Genomic DNA, 17,526 nt, shown 5'->3' with positions numbered 1-17,526 from the left:
GGCGTTGTTTCATTAACCTGGAGCCAGGGTGAAAACGAAACCCTCTAGCCCTGCCGGTAATTTCACCCCGGCGCGTTTTGCACTGCTATGCCTTGCCATTTTTCTGAGCCTTGCGTTCCTTCTGGGGCGCGTTGCATGGCTGCAAATTATTAAGCCTGACAACCTGGTCAAACAGGAAGACATGCGCTCATTGCGTGAAGTGTCGATTGATGCCCCGCGCGGGATGATTACCGACCGTGATGGCAGACCTTTAGCAGTCAGTGTTCCGGTCAGAGCGGTGTGGGCTGATCCTAAGACCGTGTTGGCTAAAGGCGGCGTGGGCTTTGATGAACGCTGGCAAGCGCTTTCAACTGCATTGCACATTTCGCTGGCGTCGTTGGCTTCTCGTATTAATCACGATCCGAACGGGCGATTTATCTATCTTGCTCGTCAGGTGGACCCTTCGCAGGCTAAATGGATTGATAAACTCAACTTGCCAGGGATTAACCTGCGGGAGGAGTCACGCCGTTTTTATCCGGCGGGACATGTTGCGGCGAATCTGCTCGGATTTACGAATATCGACGGGCAGGGGATTGAAGGGGTTGAAAAGAGTTTCAACGCACAATTGACCGGTCAAGCGGGTGTCAGGCGGGTGAGAGAAGACCGCTACGGCCATGTGATTGAAAATTTGACAGAAGTTTCACCGGTTCCTGCTCATAACATTCAACTGAGCATTGATGAGCGGCTGCAAACGATCGCTGAAGATGCGTTAGATAATGCCGTCGCCTGGAATAAGGCAGAATCTGGCGCCGCGGTGTTAATCAATGTCCAAACCGGCGAGATACTCGCCATGGCCAGTTTTCCGGACTTTAATCCCAACAATCGGGACGGCGCAACGCTCAACGATTTCCGCAATCGCGCCATCAGTGACACCTTTGAACCGGGTTCTACCGTCAAGCCGTTAGTTCTTATGACGGCGCTGCAGTATGGCATTGTTAAACCTGATAGCGTTCTCGACACCCATCCTTATACCCTTGATGGGCACAGAATCCGCGACGTGGGATATTATCCTGAATTATCACTGACCGGGATTTTGCAAAAGTCGAGTGATACGGGCGTGTCACGTCTGTCGCTGGCCATGCCGATACAGCACTTACTTGATACGTATAAGGGCTTTGGATTTGGTTCGACGACGGGCCTGGGTCTAACCGGTGAGAGCAGCGGGCTTCTTCCTCAGCGTAAATTCTGGAGCCAGTTGGATCGCGCCACCTTTGCGTTCGGTTACGGCCTGATGGCGACGCCGCTCCAGCTGGCACATGTTTACGCCACGATCGGAAGTTACGGCCTGGAACGCCCCTTGTCGATAACACGCATTGACCCGCCGGTAGTGGGTCATCAGGTCATGCCTGAAGAGATCGTTCATCAGGTTGAACATATGATGGAGAGCGTTGCGTTACCCGGGGGCGGCGGGACGAAGGCCGCCGTGCGCGATTATCGTGTGGCAGTCAAAACGGGTACGGCCAAAAAAATCGGTGATGACGGGAAATATATCGACAAATATGTGGCGTATACCGCGGGTGTGGCACCTGCAAGCCATCCTCAGTATGCATTGGCCGTGGTCATTAACGATCCGCAGAATGGTCGTTATTATGGCGGGGCGGTTTCAGCTCCGGTATTTAGCCAGATTATGGGTGACGTATTGCGCCTTGAGAACGTTGAACCGGATGGGTTAGCGCCCGATTCCAGCCATCTTGTCGTGATGCGATAAGGCAGACGTTTTATACCAGGTCGAATAGCGGTACACTTTCGGCCTTTGATATTGCCGGGAGTTACCATGTCATTCAGTTGTCCCTTATGCCACGCGCCACTGATGCAGGCCGAAAATAGCTACACCTGTCCACAGGGGCACACGTTTGATAAGGCGAAAGAAGGGTATGTGAATTTACTGCCTGTGCAACATAAACGCTCCCGCGATCCGGGCGACAGCGCGGAGATGATGCAGGCGCGGCGCGCATTTCTTGAGGCCGGGCATTATCAGCCGCTCAGGGACGCAGTTGCACAGTGGTTAGCCACCACGTTAAGCGAAAGCGCGAGTTCGATTCTGGATATTGGCTGTGGCGAAGGCTATTACACGGCGGCGTTTGCCGACGTTGCGGGGCGTGTCGGTGCCGTTACTGTGGGTCTCGATGTCTCGAAATCGGCCATTCGCGCTGCCGCAAAACGTTATCCGCAGGTCACATTCTGCGTTGCCTCCAGCCATCGTCTTCCGTTTGCCGATGAGAGCCAGGATGCCATTATTCGCATCTACGCGCCGTGCAAGGCTGAAGAGCTGGCGCGCGTGGTAAAACCGGGCGGCTGGATCGTGACCGTCACGCCGGGACCGCGGCACCTGATGGAGATGAAAGGGCTAATTTACGATGAAGTGCGTTTGCATGCGCCGCATTCAGAACAGCTCACCGGGTTTACGCTCAAGCATGAACAGTCATTGGGTTATGAGATGCAGCTAACAGGAAAAGAAGCGGTTGCGTTGTTACAGATGACGCCGTTTGCATGGCGCGCAAAATCAGACGTTTGGGAAACATTAGCGAATGAGAAAGATTTTCGCTGCCAGACGGATTTCAGTCTCCACTGCTGGCAGCGCGACGCGTTAACCGGCGAAATGCGACCAGAGAATTTGCCCACCAATCCCGATTAAAACAATACCGCCCAGGATTTCGGCTCGCTTGCCCAGCAGCGGGCCGATGAAACGTCCCACCATCATTCCGATAGTTGACATAATTAGCGTGGCGCAGCCAATTGCCAGTGCCGTGGCGATAATATTCACCTGAAGGAATGCCAGACCGACACCCACCGCCATCGCATCAAGACTGGTTGCGATCGCCGTGGTCACCAGTATCCAAAAGCCGTGGCGGTGCTGCGGCGTGTCATCGTCATCGGCTGTAGCGCGAAATCCTTCGATTACCATTCGTCCGCCCAGGAAAACCAGCAGCGTAAACGCAATCCAGTGGTTCCATTCCAGAATAAACTGGCTCGCCAGCATGCCGAGCCCCCAGCCAATAAGCGGGGTGAGTGTTTCAATTGCGCCGAAAATAAGGCCAGTACGTAGCGCTTCAGAGAATTTAGGTTTGTGGAGCGTAGCGCCTTTACCAATGGAGGCGGCAAAAGCATCCATGGACATGCCGAAAGCGAGAAGGATCGTGGCGGAGATATTCATAACAGCGTCCAGACCGGGGATATCCATATGACACATCACTGCCCCCAGTAAACAGCAGTTGATGCGTCTATGGTCTCGCCTGACTTTTACGCACAAAGAATGTGCAGTAAGCAATCCGTACGCACCACGTTTTTCAACGAGTATGTTGACACGTACATTTCCCTAGGCAGGAAATCGGCTACTCCCCAACGACGGCGCAACCTTAACATATTTTGAGAATATAAAACAACAACGGGGATGTATTATTCCATTAACTTGTTGATAACGATTTTCATTTAGATTTATTGGTAAAGTTAACGTTAATAAATATAAGGTAAATACAGAAGGGAATATAGCGATGGCTATATATCGTCCACGCAAAATGGCAACAATATATAGCCTCTGCTATAATTTTAACTTATTGAGTTTTAACCATTATTTTGTATATTTTTTCCAGGTCATCAATATTTTTCACCCGCACCAATAAACGGCGTTGTTCCAGTTGCATAACCAGTACCCCGTCTTCAGATAAATTCATCTCTTTAATGCGGTTATATTCTATCCATATGTTGGCGAAGAAAAAGCCATGGTTTTTGAAGATGATCTTAGGCGCTCGGATCCAAAAAAGATAAAAAGCCATTAATGCCAGCACACATAATAACCATGTGGTTAATAAAGCCCCCTGACTCATGACGTTGTTATAAATCAGAATGGCTAACAGTCCGGCGAAGATAAAAGCATCGATACGCCCACGGCGCAGAAGAGGAACGGCCAAAAGGGTCTCGCCGTTGCGGCGGGGCATAATGAATTCGTCATAAAAGGCGTAAGCCAGAAGGGCAACAATAAACAAAACCAGTACGATGTCCGTGACCGTCATTCATCCTCCAGATAAAAAAACCGGGGGCATGGCCCCCGGTGGATAACACCTAAACTTACAGACCCAGCAGACCGATCGCGTAGCCGACGATACCGATGACGAAGAAGCCGACGATGATCCACAGCGCATTCACTTTCTTACGCAGCAGCCACATACAGGCGAAGGTCAACAGCAGCGGCACTAAGCCCGGCATCAACTGATCAAGGATAGTTTGCACCGTGGTTACGCGAGTCTGACCATCCTGTCCGGTGATGGTCGACACCACCAGTGGGATGTTCACATGCGTCCACTTGTTCACCAGTGCCCCCATGACAAACAGGCCGAGGATAGACGCCCCCTCAGTCAGTTTTTGCAGGAAGCCGCCGCCCATATCTTTAACGATATCGACGCCTTTGCTGTAACCGTAGGCGACGCCGTAATAACGGGTCAGCAGTCGGACGGCGTTGAACAGGATGAAGAACAGAAGTGGACCCAGCAGGCTGCCGCTCATGGCGATGCCCGCACCCAGTGCCGCAAAGACAGGACGAACCGTGCCCCAGAAGATTGGGTCACCCACGCCTGCCAGCGGGCCCATCAGACCAACTTTAATACCGTTGATAGCACCATCGTCGATCTCAGCACCGTTTGCACGCTGCTCTTCCATCGCCAGCGTCACGCCCAGAACAGGTGCAGCGACGTACGGATGCGTGTTAAAGAATTCCAGGTGACGTTTAATCGCCTGGCGACGTGCTTCGTTGTTTTCCGGATACAGGCGTTTGATCGCCGGTACCATGGAGAAACAGAAGCCCAGCGCTTGCATACGTTCGAAGTTCCACGAACCCTGGAAGAGGTTAGAACGAAGGAACACGCCACGAATATCACCCGGAGTCAGTTTCTTCTCAGGGGTAGTTTTAGTCATATCAACCATTTCGCTCACCTGCTAGTCCAGTTCGTTATCGAGATCGTTGCTGCCCGGAGCTTGCGCTGGGGCACCCGCGACGCGGTTATATTTCGGGCTCAACTGGATGTACAGAATCGCCATTACTGCACCAATCACACCCAGAGCAACCAGGTTGAAGTTGGTGAAGGCCGCAGTCACAAAACCGAGGTAGAAGAACGGCATCAGGTAGCCTGCGCGCATCATATTGATGACCATCGCGTAACCGACCACAACAATCATGCCACCCGCGATGTTCAGACCGCCGGTCACCACTTCAGGAATGGCGTTCAACAGACCCTGAACTTCGCTGGTACCGACAGAAATTGCCACGATAACCGCAGGAATCGCAATACGCATTGCCTGGAGGAACAGCGATGAAACGTGGATCCACGAGAGGGCCGTCAGGTTTCCGCTATCCGCCGCTTTATCTGCCGCATGCTGGAAAGCAACGGTGATGGTACGAACGATAATGGTCAGAACCTGGCCAGCTGCGGCCAGTGGAATTGCCAGGGCGATACCCGCACCGATGTTTTGGTGTCCGGCAATAACCAGAACGGTAGAGATGATGGAAGCCAGGGCAGCATCAGGCGCAACCGCCGCACCGATGTTCATCCAGCCCAGAGCGATCATTTCCAGCGTACCACCGATGATAATACCGGTTTTCATATCGCCAAGAACGGCGCCAATCAACGTACAGGCCACCAGAGGACGGTGGAACTGAAATTCATCAAGTACGGATTCCATACCCGCAATACACGCGACGATGAACACCAGCACAATCTGAAGAGTGGTAATCTCCATTGTACTTCTCCTATAACATAAGCTTTGTGTAAAAAATCAGCGCAGGGTTATTTCCCAACTTTGCCGATCAAATCCATCATTTTCAGTTTCTGATCGGTGGAAACCTTACGGGCCTCCAGCTCAATACCGCGTGCATTCAATTTTTTGAATGCTTCGATATCTTTTTCATCGACTGAAATCGCATTGTTGACCTGAGTTTTCCCCTGGCGGAAGGCGATACCGCCAATGTTCACCGAGGTGATGTTCACGCCGCCTTCAACCACGCGTTCAACATCGGTCGGGTTGGTAAACAGCAGCATCACGCGCTCGCCCGCATATTTCGGGTTGTTATAAACGCGGATCATTTTGGCGACATCTACGACGTGGGCGGTAACGCCCGGAGGAGCAACCTGGGTAAGAAGCGTTTTGCGCACGGTATCGGCGGCGACTTCATCACTGACAACAATGATGCGTTTCACGTTGGTTTCTTTCGTCCAACGCGTTGCGACCTGGCCGTGGATCAAACGGTCATCGATACGGGCAAGCCCGATAATCATGTAATCGTTCGGTCCCATCGGTTTGGCAGGGGTGGCAGCTTTGACCGCGGCGGCGACCGGCGCGGGTTTCTCTACCGGTTGTGCTTTGAGGGCTTTCACGCCTTCACGGCCTGTTTCGACAGCCAGAGCGACCAGTTCGTCAAAGCTCGGATTGTCATCACGGGCCATCAACGTTTCCACGAGCATAGGAATGTTGACGCCGGCGACGACCTCATGATGCTCTTTATCGACGACAATGCGGCTGGCGGCATTGAACGGGCTGCCGCCCCATGTATCGACGAGAAACAGCACGCCTGAGCGCGTATCAAGCTTCTCCAGTTGAGCCGTATATTTCTCGATTAGCGTTTCCGCGTTTTCACCTGGAACGAAATCGATCCAGCCCACGTTTTCCTGCTCACCCAACAGCATTTCTGCCGTTTTGAGTAACTGCTCTGCAGCCCAACCATGTGTGCCTATCACAATAGCAATGGTCACTTGCTACCTCCTTTATTATCATTAATACGCCTGCCAGGCAGTCGTACTGAGAATCTTCCCCGGCGAACCGAATCGATTCAGATAAGGGTTAGAGTTCAATTAAATAAGACTTCCGGGAATTATTTTAGACAGTGAAAAAATAATTTATGTGATGAAGATCCGTAATTTAGCGATGTAGAACAGATTTATCCCAAATCAAAATCGACTCTGTTACAGAACTTTGCAAAGGAAAGTAAATCTTTGCTAAAAACCTATTGTCTCTGATATGTTTAGCCTCCGTTTAATTGACAGGAGTAAAGGGCTTAGCCCACTGTATGGACCGTCACCGACGTCAGTCATCTACCAGGCCATTTAGCGCCTCGCTCGCCGGCGATTCTCGCCACACGTTGAACATGTCTACCGCCATTTCGCCCACTTCTTCCGTGGCGCCGTTTTGTCATTCCTTTAGCAGGAGCTTGTCATGGAATTCTTAATGGACCCGTCAATCTGGGTGGGATTACTCACGCTGGTTGTGCTCGAAATTGTTCTTGGTATCGACAACCTGGTGTTCATCGCCATCCTCGCGGATAAGCTGCCGCCAAAACAGCGCGACAAAGCGCGTTTAATCGGTCTTTCGCTGGCGCTAATTATGCGTCTTGCGCTGCTGTCCGTCATTTCGTGGATGGTCACGCTGACCAAACCGTTGTTCACCGTCTGGGATTTCACCTTCTCCGGTCGTGACCTGATCATGCTGGTGGGGGGCCTGTTCCTGCTCTTCAAAGCGACGACAGAGTTGCATGAGCGGCTGGAAAACCGGCAGCACGACGATGGTCACGGCAAGGGGTATGCGAGTTTTTGGGTCGTCGTCATGCAGATTGTAGTGCTTGATGCCGTATTCTCACTGGATGCGGTGATTACTGCGGTCGGCATGGTAAACCATCTGCCGGTGATGATGGCGGCGGTCGTTATTGCGATGGCCGTGATGCTGCTGGCTTCTAAGCCGCTGACGCGTTTTGTGAACGAACATCCCACAGTGGTGGTCCTGTGTTTAAGCTTTCTGTTGATGATTGGCCTGAGTCTGGTCGCTGAAGGTTTCGGCTTCCATATTCCGAAAGGCTACCTGTACGCCGCGATCGGCTTCTCGATTATTATCGAGCTGTTCAACCAGATTGCGAGCCGAAACTTCATCAAACAGCAGTCTAACCAACCGCTGCGCGCCCGTACCGCCGACGCCATTTTGCGTCTGATGGGGGGCCGTCGTCAGTCTGTACAGCCTGAATCTGCGGGTAATGCCCCGGTTCCTGTACCGGTTGGCGCTTTTGTCGAACAAGAACGCTACATGATTAACGGCGTGCTTTCGCTCGCCTCCCGCTCACTGCGCGGCATCATGACGCCACGGGGTGAAATCAGCTGGGTTGATGCCAATCTGAGCGTGGATGAAATCCGTCAGCAACTGCTGTCGTCCCCGCACAGCCTGTTCCCGGTCTGTCGTGGCGAACTGGATGAAATCATCGGTGTGGTTCGCGCTAAAGAGATGCTGGTCGGTCTGGAAGAGGGGGCGAACGTCGAAGCGATTGCCGCCGCGACCCCCGCGATAGTGGTTCCGGAAACGCTGGACCCTATCAACCTGCTTAGCGTTCTGCGTCGTGCTCGCGGTAGTTTTGTGATCGTGACCAACGAATTTGGCGTGGTGCAAGGTCTGGTGACACCGCTGGACGTGCTTGAAGCGATCGCCGGCGAATTTCCGGATGCCGATGAAACGCCAGAAATCGTTGCGGATGGCAACGGTTGGCTGGTTAAAGGCGCGACGGACCTGCATGCGCTGCAGCACACGTTGGGTCTTGATAACATCATTAATGATGAAGAAGACATCGCCACCGTGGCGGGTTTGGTGATTGCTGTGAACGGACAGATTCCGCGCACGGGCGATATCATTGAGCTGCCGCCGCTGCAAATCACGATCGTGGAAGCGAACGATTATCGCGTTGACCTGGTGCGTATTGTTAAAGAACAGTCTGCGCACGACGACGAAGAGTAATCTGTCTTAACGTAACGGCATAATTCTCAAAATATGCCCGTTACGCTGCGCTGGCGGGGGTGAACTCTCCGCCAGCCATTTCGGAAAATCCTTGAGCGGCATTGGCCGCGCATATAAAAATCCCTGCAACGTATTCACCCCATGATGGCGCAGATAACGTGCCTGTTCCTGTGTTTCCACGCCTTCCGCCACCAGCTCAATATTGAGCCGTTGACCCAATGCGATAATAATATCCGTCACCGTGGAATTCACCGCGTCCGTACCCAATGCCATCGTGAAAGACTTATCAATTTTGAGCACGTCAGGGCGTAATTTTTCCAGCCATGACAGGGAACTGTTCCCCGTACCAAAATCATCAATGGCCAGCTTCACCTGTTTGCGGTGTAACTCGCGAACCAGTCGATAATCCCCATCCAGCAGGGCATCGCGCTCAGTAAGTTCAAGGATCAACTGTTGTTTTGGATGCGCGCTAAACCAATAGCGATTCAGATCATGAAGCAAAGTACCGTTGCGAAAATGGCTGGCCGCCACGTTAATGCCAATATGAAATCCCTTGTTGGCGGGGAAATAGCCAATCTGGCGGACCGTTTCAATCATCACGTAGCGCGTCAGGGGAACAATCAAATTATGTTCCTCCGCCAGTGGGATAAAAACGTCCGGGGATATCCAGCCCTGACGAGGATTATTCCACCGCAACAGGATCTCCACGCCGACGCATTTTTGTGTGCGGGCATTGAGCAGCGGCTGGCAAAAAAGCTCAAACTCCCGCGCGGCTAATCCGAGATTAATTTCCCAGGTAAAGCTCATGCGACTGGCGGTAGCAAGCCAGGCAATATAGCCCAGCAGCAGGCTTATCAATACCGCCAGCGGAAGTTGTGAGGGCAAGTTTTTCAACGCCAGTTCACTGGCGCCAGGGCCGCTGACCAGGATAGTAAAAGGAAAATGCGCAGAGGACTGGGGCAGAATCATACTGTCTTCAGGGACGTTCAGCGTATCCGTGACGTTCTGACCATCGCGAAGGAATTTATTCCCGACTTTCAGGCTGACGTCGGTGATCAGCGGACTTTGCGGCTCAAGCATTATTTTGGTGATGAGATCGATATTCACCACCTGCATGACGCCGTCTTCTCCGGTATCTGAGGCGGGATACCACTGAATCAAAATAGGGCTGCCTTTGAGTAACGACTTGTCGGTCGTCAAGATGAGCTGAGGCTGGCTGGACGGTAAGGCGGGTTGAGTCAGGCGAATCTGAACGTTACGGTCACCAAAAATACTGGAGCAGTACAGAATGCCCTCTTTAACAAGGGTAATTGAACGTACCGTTTGCAATGCCGCAGCCCGCTTACGCAGCATCAGATGGGCCTCAGAGCAGGGAACGCCAACTAATGTTTGCAACTCATCGCGTCCTTTTTGCAAGGGCATCAGAATCTTATCCAGTGCATTTACGGAATGGGTCGCAAAGGCCTGGATGCGTTCCTGATTTAAATTACGCTGCGAAATAAAGCGGATGCCCAACGTCAGAATGAGCGTAAGAAGCGCCACCATCACACAGACGATGACGCGTTTTTGGCGATATTTTTTTATGATCCTTTGTGCCGTTTGCATGAAAGGCCGCCTGATACGCCGCCGACACCAAATGCCAGAGGCAACAAAGCAAGTGTAGTGGGGAAATATTACGCTGACGAGAAAGGGAAAAAATTTCGCCCATCCGTTGCAGATGGGCGAGGGGAGATATCAGGCGCTGTGCTTAGTCACACTGCACTTTGATCGCCAGACCACCGCGAGAGGTTTCACGGTATTTAGCGTTCATGTCTTTACCGGTTTCGTACATGGTTTCGATGACCTTATCCAGCGAAACGCGGGGTTCGCTGGTACGGCGCATCGCCATGCGTGTGGCGTTGATCGCCTTAACGGATGCAATCGCGTTACGCTCGATGCACGGAACCTGTACCTGACCGGCAACCGGGTCACACGTCAGACCCAGGTTATGCTCCATGCCGATCTCAGCCGCCACGCAAACCTGCTCCGGGCTTGCGCCAAGCAGCTCTGCCAGACCTGCCGCTGCCATCGAACACGCTACGCCCACTTCACCCTGACAGCCCACTTCAGCGCCAGAGATAGACGCGTTCATTTTGTACAGCGCGCCAACAGCACCCGCTGCGAGGAAATAACGGATATAAATGTCAGTGGTGACCGGTTCGATAAAGTGATCGTAATAGGCCAGAACCGCCGGGACGATACCGCATGCGCCGTTTGTTGGCGCGGTGACCACACGGCCGCCTGCGGCGTTTTCTTCGTTGACCGCCAGCGCGAACATATTCACCCAATCGATCACATTCATCGGATCGTTAGAGAATTTGTCCGTGGTGACCAGCATGCGACGCAGAGCGGACGCACGACGCGGAACGCGCAGCGGACCTGGCAACACGCCTTCGGTGTTGATCCCCCGGTCGATACACGCCTGCATAGTTGTCCAGACGTTGCCAAAATAGGCTTCAATTTCGCTTTTGCTGTGCAATGCCAGTTCGTTTTGCATCACCATCCCGGAAAGGGACAAGCCGGTTTCGTGGCAATAATCGAGCATCTCTTTGGCGGATTTAAACGGATACGGCACGTTAACGTCGCCCGTTGTGTCTTTACCAAAGTGTTCTTCATCGACGATAAAACCGCCGCCGATGGAGTAATAGGTTTTGCTGTACACCACTTTGTCGCCGTTAAAGGCGTGGATCTGCATTCCGTTCTCGTGCAGTGACAGGTTATCACTGCGAAAACGCATGCCGTCGTCATGCGGGAAATCCACTTCGTGCTGACCTTTTGCCAGCAGCAGGCGACCGCGTGTTTCTACGTCTCGAATGAACGCCGGAATGGCGTCAATATCAACAGTGTCCGGCATATTTCCAGCCAGACCCATAATAATGGCGATATCGGTGTGGTGGCCTTTACCCGTCAATGACAGCGAACCGTAGACATCTACAGCTACGCGGGTAACGCTTTCCAGTAATCCTTTTTCGACCAGATCATCGACGAACTGTTTACCGGCCTTCATCGGCCCTACAGTGTGGGAAGAGGATGGACCGATCCCCACTTTGAACATGTCGAATATACTAATCACTTTCTCACTCCTGACAGGGTTACTGGGGTTCCAGTAACGATGTTATAACTGCGCATAGTGTAAGAGGGAACCCTGGGATCGGCTGAACTATTCACATGAATAAAACTAATGATTTTGAGTGAATTTACTAATGCCGAGGGCGCTACGGTAAACTTGTGTCAGCAACCATGGAGTAAAGTATATATGCTCATGATTTCGGCAGGCAGGAGAGGGATGCGCGTCACAAAATTCACGCACCCGGAGTTGAAGCATTGAGTTGAAACATTGAAGTTAGAATTAAGGCTTCATTCCAATTTGCAGAGCCAGTTCGCGAATAATCCCCGCCGTCATGCCCCAGACAAAATAATGCTGATACCAGGATAACCACACGCGGTGATCGTGCCCACGACGCTGAATATCCAGCGGATGATAGCGGCTCAGACGCAGCGCTTCGCTCAGCGGCATTTCGAATACGGCGGCAACTTCCTCTTCACTCGCATGATAATGAAGATCGGGCGGAATAATCCCCACGACGGGTGTGACCTGAAATCCGGTGACGCTATCAACGGGCGGCAGCACGCCAATAATCTCAACCACTTCCGGTGGAATGGCGACTTCTTCGTGAGCCTCTCGCAGCGCGGCAGCAATCAACGACGCATCTGTTGAATCTACCGCACCGCCGGGAAACGCCACTTGACCCGGGTGCTTACGCATGTGGGATGAGCGTTTGGTGAGTAACAGTCCCGGCTGTTCGCGACGCACCACCGGGATAAGCACCGCGGCCTGGCGGCTGTTCAACACGTCGCGACTAATCTTCGGACGCAAGAGCTGAAAACGTGACAAAAAATCATCCAGAGTTAAATCGTGAGTCTCCATCCGTTAGCTCTCCAGTTGTTGCAGGATGCGGTTTACTTTATCAAATGTTTCCTGATATTCAGCATCGACTTGACTGTCCGCCACGATCCCGCCTCCCGCAGAACAATAGAGTTTTCCGTCGCAGGCCGTCAGGGTACGAATGGTAATGCTGGTGTCCATGGTGCCGCACACGCTCACATAACCAATGCTGCCGCACCAGGCGTTACGACGATGCGGCTCCAGTTCGTCGATAATTTGCATTGCGCGGACTTTCGGAGCACCGGTGATGGACCCGCCAGGAAACGCCGCGCGCAGCAGATCGCAGGCGGAACGGCTGGCAGGAAGTTGCGCTGTAATGGTGCTGACCAGATGGTGAACCGCCGGGAACGGCTCCACGACAAACAGTTCAGGGACGCGCACGCTCCCCGGAACCGCAACGCGGCCAATATCGTTACGCATTAAGTCGACAATCATCAGATTCTCGGCGCGATCTTTCGGCGATGCGGCCAGTTTTTCGGCCTGCTCGCGATCCGCTGCTGGGTCTGACAGGCGCGGAAGCGTGCCTTTGATCGGGCGCGTCTGAATTGTTCCGTCCGCCAGATGTATAAAACGCTCTGGCGACAGGCTCAGGATCGCGCCCTGTTCCAGGCGTAGAAACGCGCTGAACGGCGCACGATTATTCGCGTTTAAACGTGTAAACGCCTGCCACTCATCTCCCCGGTACGTAGCCTCGAATCGTTGGGCGAGATTCACCTGATAGCAGTCACCGCTGTGTAAATACGCCTGCACCTGCCCGAACTTATCGGCATAGTCCTCAGCGCGCATATTTGAGTGCCAGGCAGACGTCAGAGAAAACGCAGCCGTCTCGGGTTCGGGTTGCGCGTCGATCCACGCCAGACGAGCATTCACGTCCGAATGGCTGAGGAGCGAAACCACTTTTTTGTGGTGATCGACAATGATTGCCCAGTCATACAATCCCACGGCCATATCCGGCAGCGAAATATCACTCTGCGCGATATCGGGCAGCGTTTCAAACCGACGACCCAAATCGTAACCGAAAAGGCCCAGCGCCCCGCCCTGAAAAGGCAGGTCAGGATTGGGGTCCGCAGGCAGTGCCAGCGCACGGGTTTCTTGTTCAAGTAACGTCAGCGGATCTTCATGAGACAGACGCGAGAACGCAGAGGTTATGCGCGTCGTATCGCCTTGCGTGACCAGCGTCGTCAGCGGGTCAGCGACCAGAATATCAAAGCGGCTATAGGGATGATCCGCATGCCCGGAATGCAGCAACATTGCCCAGGGAAGCGGGCTTAAGCGCGCAAACCAGAATTCGGCGGCGTCATGGCGCCACGGCAATGTAATGACAGTAGGGGGTAAAGTCTTCATGTGTGGCATACTATAGGGCAGCGTGAAATAATGAGCGCGGATAATTTAGCAGGAGTTGACAATGTTTGCAGGTTTACCTTCTCTGAGCCACGAACAGCAGCAAAAAGCAGTCGAGCGTATTCAGGAACTGATGACCCAGGGCATGAGCAGCGGTGAGGCGATTACCACGGTAGCTCAGGAAATTCGCGCCACCCATACCGGCGAGCGGATTGTGGCGCTTTTTGATGATGAGGACGAAGAATAATCGGGCTTAAACCGCCGCGATAATTTTGATCTCGACCTTATACTCCGGCTTCATCAGCGTGGCTTGTACGGTACAGCGTACAGGCGCGTGACCCGCCACCACCCACGCATCCCAGGCTTTGTTCATCGCCGCGAAATCGTCTTTGTTTGCCAGGAAAATTGTCGCATCCAGAATGCGCGACTTTTCGCTGCCCAGTTTTTCCAGCATCGCATCAATTTGTGCCAGCGTATTGGCAGTTTGCTCAAATGCGTCTGCATCCAGGTTTTCCGGCACGCCGGTGTAATAAATGGTTTGGTTGTGAACGACGACGTCAGACCAGCGGGCTTCGGCATCAATGCGCAAAATTGTCATAAATTTTTTCCTGATTATTTTCCATCGCAATGGGCAAGACTGCCACATTGTTCCGCACTCGTCACTATTTCGACTGGCACAGAAGAGGGCGGGCTGACATAATCCCTGTGCAAAAATACAGTGAGAGAGAAACGTGGCAGACGATTTTGCAGCAGAGGGTCAGTTAGCGCAGGCGATTCCCGGTTTCAAGCCGCGTGAGCCGCAACGGCATATGGCGGAAGCGGTGACCCGCGCCATTCAAAACACTCAACCCCTGGTGGTTGAGGCGGGAACCGGCACGGGTAAAACCTACGCCTATCTTGCGCCGGCGTTGCGCGCAAAAAAGAAAGTGATCATCTCTACGGGATCGAAAGCGTTGCAGGATCAGCTTTACAGCCGCGATTTGCCGACGGTCGCTAAGGCGCTGAACTATAAAGGCCGTCTGGCGCTGCTGAAAGGCCGCTCAAACTATCTCTGTCTGGAGCGCCTTGAAGCACAGGCTCTTGCGGGCGGCGACCTCCCGGTACAAACCCTCAGCGATGTGATTATTTTGCGTGCGTGGGCGAATCAAACCACCGACGGGGACATCAGCACTTGCGCCAGCGTCGCGGAAGATTCTCAGGCGTGGCCGCTGGTCACCAGCACCAACGATAACTGCCTGGGCAGCGACTGCCCTCTGTATAAAGATTGTTTTGTCGTCAAAGCGCGTAAAACCGCGATGGACGCCGACGTGGTGGTGGTTAACCATCACTTATTCCTGGCAGATATGGTGGTTAAAGACAGCGGATTTGGCGAACTGATCCCGGAAGCGGAAGTGATGATTTTCGATGAAGCGCATCAGTTACCGGATATCGCCAGCCAGTATTTTGGTCAGTCACTGTCCAGCCGTCAGTTGCAGGATCTCGCCAAAGATTTCACCATTGCCTACCGCACTGAATTACGCGACACCCAGCAGTTGCAAAAATGCGCCGATCGTCTCGCGCAAAGCGCGCAGGATTTCCGCCTGCAACTGGGGGAGCCCGGTTTTCGCGGTAATCTTCGTGAGCTGCTGGCTGACAGCAATATCCAACGCGCGCTGTTGCTTCTTGATGACGCGCTGGAGTTGTGCTACGACGTGGCGAAACTGTCGCTTGGCCGTAGCGCCTTGCTGGATGCGGCATTTGAACGCGCCACGCTCTATCGCACCCGTCTGAAACGCCTGAAAGAGACCAACCAGCCTGGTTTTAGCTACTGGTACGAATGCACCGCTCGGCAGTTCACGCTGGCCCTGACGCCGCTGACCGTGGCGGATAAATTCAAAGAAGTGATGGCCCAGAAACCGGGCAGCTGGATTTTTACCTCCGCCACGCTGTCGGTGAATGACGATCTCCACCACTTCACCGAACGTCTGGGTATTGAAAACACCGAATCCCTGTTGCTGCCGAGCCCGTTTGATTACGAAACGCAGGCATTGCTCTGCGTCCCGCGCAATTTACCGCTGCCTAATCAACCGGGCGCAGCGCGGCATCTGGCGGCGATGCTTAAACCGATGATCGAAGCCAACAATGGCCGTTGCTTTATGCTGTGTACGTCGCACGCAATGATGCGCGACCTGGCAGAGCAGTTTCGCGCCACGATGACGCTCCCCGTCCTGTTACAGGGTGAAACCAGCAAAGGACAACTTTTGCAGCAGTTTGTCGCCGCCGGTAACGCGTTGCTGGTGGCGACCAGCAGTTTCTGGGAAGGGGTGGACGTACGCGGCGATGCGCTGTCGCTGGTGATTATCGACAAATTACCGTTTACCTCACCCGACGATCCGCTGCTCAAAGCGCGCATGGAAGATTGTCGCATACGTGGTGGCGATCCGTTTGATGACGTGCAATTGCCGGATGCGGTGATTACCCTGAAACAGGGCGTGGGACGTCTGATTCGTGATATCGACGATCGCGGCGTGCTGGTTATCTGCGATAACCGTCTGGTGATGCGTCCCTACGGCGCCACGTTTCTGGCAAGCCTGCCGCCCGCGCCGCGCACGCGCGACATCAACCGTGCCGTGCGTTTCCTGGCGAATCCAACGGCGGAGTAATTTGCCCTGGAGTATGCTAAGATGCGCGCCATTTTCTGACTGACCACTGCGAGAGCGCGAGACCCATGCGAATTCTGGCTATTGATACCGCAACAGAGGCGTGTTCTGCCGCCCTGTGGGATAACGGTAACCTCTTTGCCCATTTTGAAGAGTGCCCCCGGGAACATACCCAACGTATTCTGCCGCTGGTAAAAGACATTCTGAACCAGGGCAACACCTCCTTAACTGAACTTGACGCGCTGGCGTTTGGCCGTGGGCCAGGCAGCTTCACCGGCGTGCGCATCGGCATCGGCATTGCGCAGGGCCTGGCGTTGGGGGCAAATCTTCCCATGATCGGCGTATCAACGCTTGCCACCATGGCGCAAGGCGCTTTCCGAAAAAGTGGCGCAACGCGTGTGTTGGCGGCTATTGACGCGCGCATGGGTGAAGTTTACTGGGCGGAATATACCCGCGATGAGCAGGGTGTCTGGCACGGTGAAGAGACCGAATGCGTGCTCAAACCGGAGGCCGTTGGCGAACGGTTGAAACATCTATCTGGCGATTGGGCTACTGTGGGAACGGGATGGCCAGCGTGGCCGGATATGGCCAAAGAAAGTGGCCTGACGCTGGTCGATGGCAATATGTTGCTGCCAGCTGCAGAAGATATGCTGCCAATCGCGTGTCAGCGCTTTGCTGCGGGAAAAACCGTTGCAGTTGAACAGGCTGAGCCAGTTTATTTGCGAAATGAAGTCGCCTGGAAGAAACTTCCGGGCAGAGCGTGAA

17 protein-coding genes are annotated in these 17,526 nt (G+C 53.5%); 7 read left to right on the top strand and 10 right to left on the bottom strand.

What is annotated here, in order from left to right:
• The first annotated feature begins 28 nt into the window (after positions 1 to 28).
• Both ftsI and rlmA read left to right on the top strand, forming a co-directional pair.
• On the top strand, positions 29 to 1,747 hold the full coding sequence (gene ftsI, locus I6L74_RS20645) for a peptidoglycan glycosyltransferase FtsI (RefSeq protein WP_059179738.1): 1,719 nt from the start codon (positions 29 to 31) through the stop codon (positions 1,745 to 1,747).
• A gap of 66 nt (positions 1,748 to 1,813) precedes the next feature.
• On the top strand, positions 1,814 to 2,674 hold the full coding sequence (gene rlmA, locus I6L74_RS20640; RefSeq protein ID WP_059179739.1) for a 23S rRNA (guanine(745)-N(1))-methyltransferase: 861 nt from the start codon (positions 1,814 to 1,816) through the stop codon (positions 2,672 to 2,674).
• On the opposite strand, the gene mntP is transcribed toward rlmA, so the two are convergent.
• From mntP to manX, 5 genes are all read right to left on the bottom strand, one after another.
• The gene (mntP, locus tag I6L74_RS20635) at positions 2,627 to 3,193 is read right to left on the bottom strand and encodes a manganese efflux pump MntP (RefSeq protein ID WP_059179808.1); all 567 of its coding nucleotides are present in this window, start codon (positions 3,191 to 3,193) and stop codon (positions 2,627 to 2,629) included. The two genes, rlmA and mntP, sit on opposite strands and share 48 nt — an antisense overlap.
• Before the next feature lie 397 nt (positions 3,194 to 3,590).
• Positions 3,591 to 4,049 carry a DUF986 family protein gene (locus I6L74_RS20630; RefSeq protein WP_059179740.1) on the bottom strand — a complete coding sequence of 153 codons (459 nt, stop codon included), beginning with the start codon at positions 4,047 to 4,049 and terminating at the stop codon, positions 3,591 to 3,593.
• 55 nt (positions 4,050 to 4,104) lie between these two features.
• The gene (locus I6L74_RS20625; protein WP_012017770.1) at positions 4,105 to 4,956 is read right to left on the bottom strand and encodes a PTS mannose transporter subunit IID; all 852 of its coding nucleotides are present in this window, start codon (positions 4,954 to 4,956) and stop codon (positions 4,105 to 4,107) included.
• 12 nt (positions 4,957 to 4,968) lie between these two features.
• Positions 4,969 to 5,769, bottom strand: coding sequence for a PTS mannose/fructose/sorbose transporter subunit IIC (locus tag I6L74_RS20620; protein ID WP_012017769.1), 801 nt, complete (start codon positions 5,767 to 5,769; stop codon positions 4,969 to 4,971).
• A gap of 47 nt (positions 5,770 to 5,816) precedes the next feature.
• The gene (manX, locus tag I6L74_RS20615) at positions 5,817 to 6,779 is read right to left on the bottom strand and encodes a PTS mannose transporter subunit IIAB (RefSeq protein WP_059179741.1); all 963 of its coding nucleotides are present in this window, start codon (positions 6,777 to 6,779) and stop codon (positions 5,817 to 5,819) included.
• A 314-nt stretch (positions 6,780 to 7,093) separates the two neighbouring features.
• Between manX and I6L74_RS21745 the strand changes: the two genes are divergently transcribed.
• Positions 7,094 to 7,252: a protein YoaL gene (locus I6L74_RS21745; protein ID WP_394373373.1), complete on the top strand. Its 159-nt coding sequence runs from the start codon at positions 7,094 to 7,096 to the stop codon at positions 7,250 to 7,252.
• Positions 7,240 to 8,796 carry a CNNM family cation transport protein YoaE gene (yoaE, locus tag I6L74_RS20610; protein WP_059179742.1) on the top strand — a complete coding sequence of 519 codons (1,557 nt, stop codon included), beginning with the start codon at positions 7,240 to 7,242 and terminating at the stop codon, positions 8,794 to 8,796. Before I6L74_RS21745 ends, yoaE begins: the two co-directional genes overlap by 13 nt.
• A 6-nt stretch (positions 8,797 to 8,802) precedes the next feature.
• Here the strand turns inward: yoaE and pdeD are convergent, their stop codons facing one another.
• From pdeD to pabB, 4 genes are all read right to left on the bottom strand, one after another.
• Complete coding sequence (pdeD, locus tag I6L74_RS20605; RefSeq protein WP_059179743.1) at positions 8,803 to 10,401, bottom strand: cyclic di-3',5'-guanosine monophosphate phosphodiesterase PdeD; 1,599 nt, start codon at positions 10,399 to 10,401, stop codon at positions 8,803 to 8,805.
• Positions 10,402 to 10,543: 142 nt separating this feature from the next.
• Entirely contained in the window at positions 10,544 to 11,908 is a 1,365-nt protein-coding gene (sdaA, locus tag I6L74_RS20600) for an L-serine ammonia-lyase (protein ID WP_059179744.1), read from the bottom strand.
• A 276-nt stretch (positions 11,909 to 12,184) separates the two neighbouring features.
• Positions 12,185 to 12,763: a CoA pyrophosphatase gene (locus I6L74_RS20595; RefSeq protein ID WP_059179745.1), complete on the bottom strand. Its 579-nt coding sequence runs from the start codon at positions 12,761 to 12,763 to the stop codon at positions 12,185 to 12,187.
• A 3-nt stretch (positions 12,764 to 12,766) separates the two neighbouring features.
• Positions 12,767 to 14,134, bottom strand: a complete 1,368-nt coding sequence (gene pabB / locus I6L74_RS20590) for an aminodeoxychorismate synthase component 1 (RefSeq protein WP_096759531.1) — start codon at positions 14,132 to 14,134, stop codon at positions 12,767 to 12,769.
• A gap of 52 nt (positions 14,135 to 14,186) precedes the next feature.
• Here pabB and I6L74_RS20585 point away from each other — a divergent pair, with 52 nt between their 5' ends.
• Positions 14,187 to 14,369, top strand: a complete 183-nt coding sequence (locus I6L74_RS20585; RefSeq protein ID WP_059179746.1) for a YoaH family protein — start codon at positions 14,187 to 14,189, stop codon at positions 14,367 to 14,369.
• Positions 14,370 to 14,375: 6 nt separating this feature from the next.
• On the opposite strand, the gene I6L74_RS20580 is transcribed toward I6L74_RS20585, so the two are convergent.
• Positions 14,376 to 14,720, bottom strand: a complete 345-nt coding sequence (locus I6L74_RS20580) for a RidA family protein (RefSeq protein WP_012017761.1) — start codon at positions 14,718 to 14,720, stop codon at positions 14,376 to 14,378.
• A gap of 133 nt (positions 14,721 to 14,853) precedes the next feature.
• Here I6L74_RS20580 and yoaA point away from each other — a divergent pair, with 133 nt between their 5' ends.
• A complete protein-coding gene (yoaA, locus tag I6L74_RS20575; RefSeq protein WP_059179747.1) occupies positions 14,854 to 16,764 on the top strand; it encodes a DNA repair helicase YoaA in 1,911 nt (636 codons plus the stop codon).
• A 65-nt stretch (positions 16,765 to 16,829) separates the two neighbouring features.
• The gene (gene tsaB / locus I6L74_RS20570; protein ID WP_059179748.1) at positions 16,830 to 17,525 is read left to right on the top strand and encodes a tRNA (adenosine(37)-N6)-threonylcarbamoyltransferase complex dimerization subunit type 1 TsaB; all 696 of its coding nucleotides are present in this window, start codon (positions 16,830 to 16,832) and stop codon (positions 17,523 to 17,525) included.
• Position 17,526: the final 1 nt, after the last annotated feature.

It is taken from the genome of Lelliottia amnigena (genome assembly GCF_019047465.1).
Taxonomy (GTDB): domain Bacteria; phylum Pseudomonadota; class Gammaproteobacteria; order Enterobacterales; family Enterobacteriaceae; genus Enterobacter; species Enterobacter amnigenus.
This window is presented reverse-complemented; position numbering and strand designations above follow the sequence as displayed.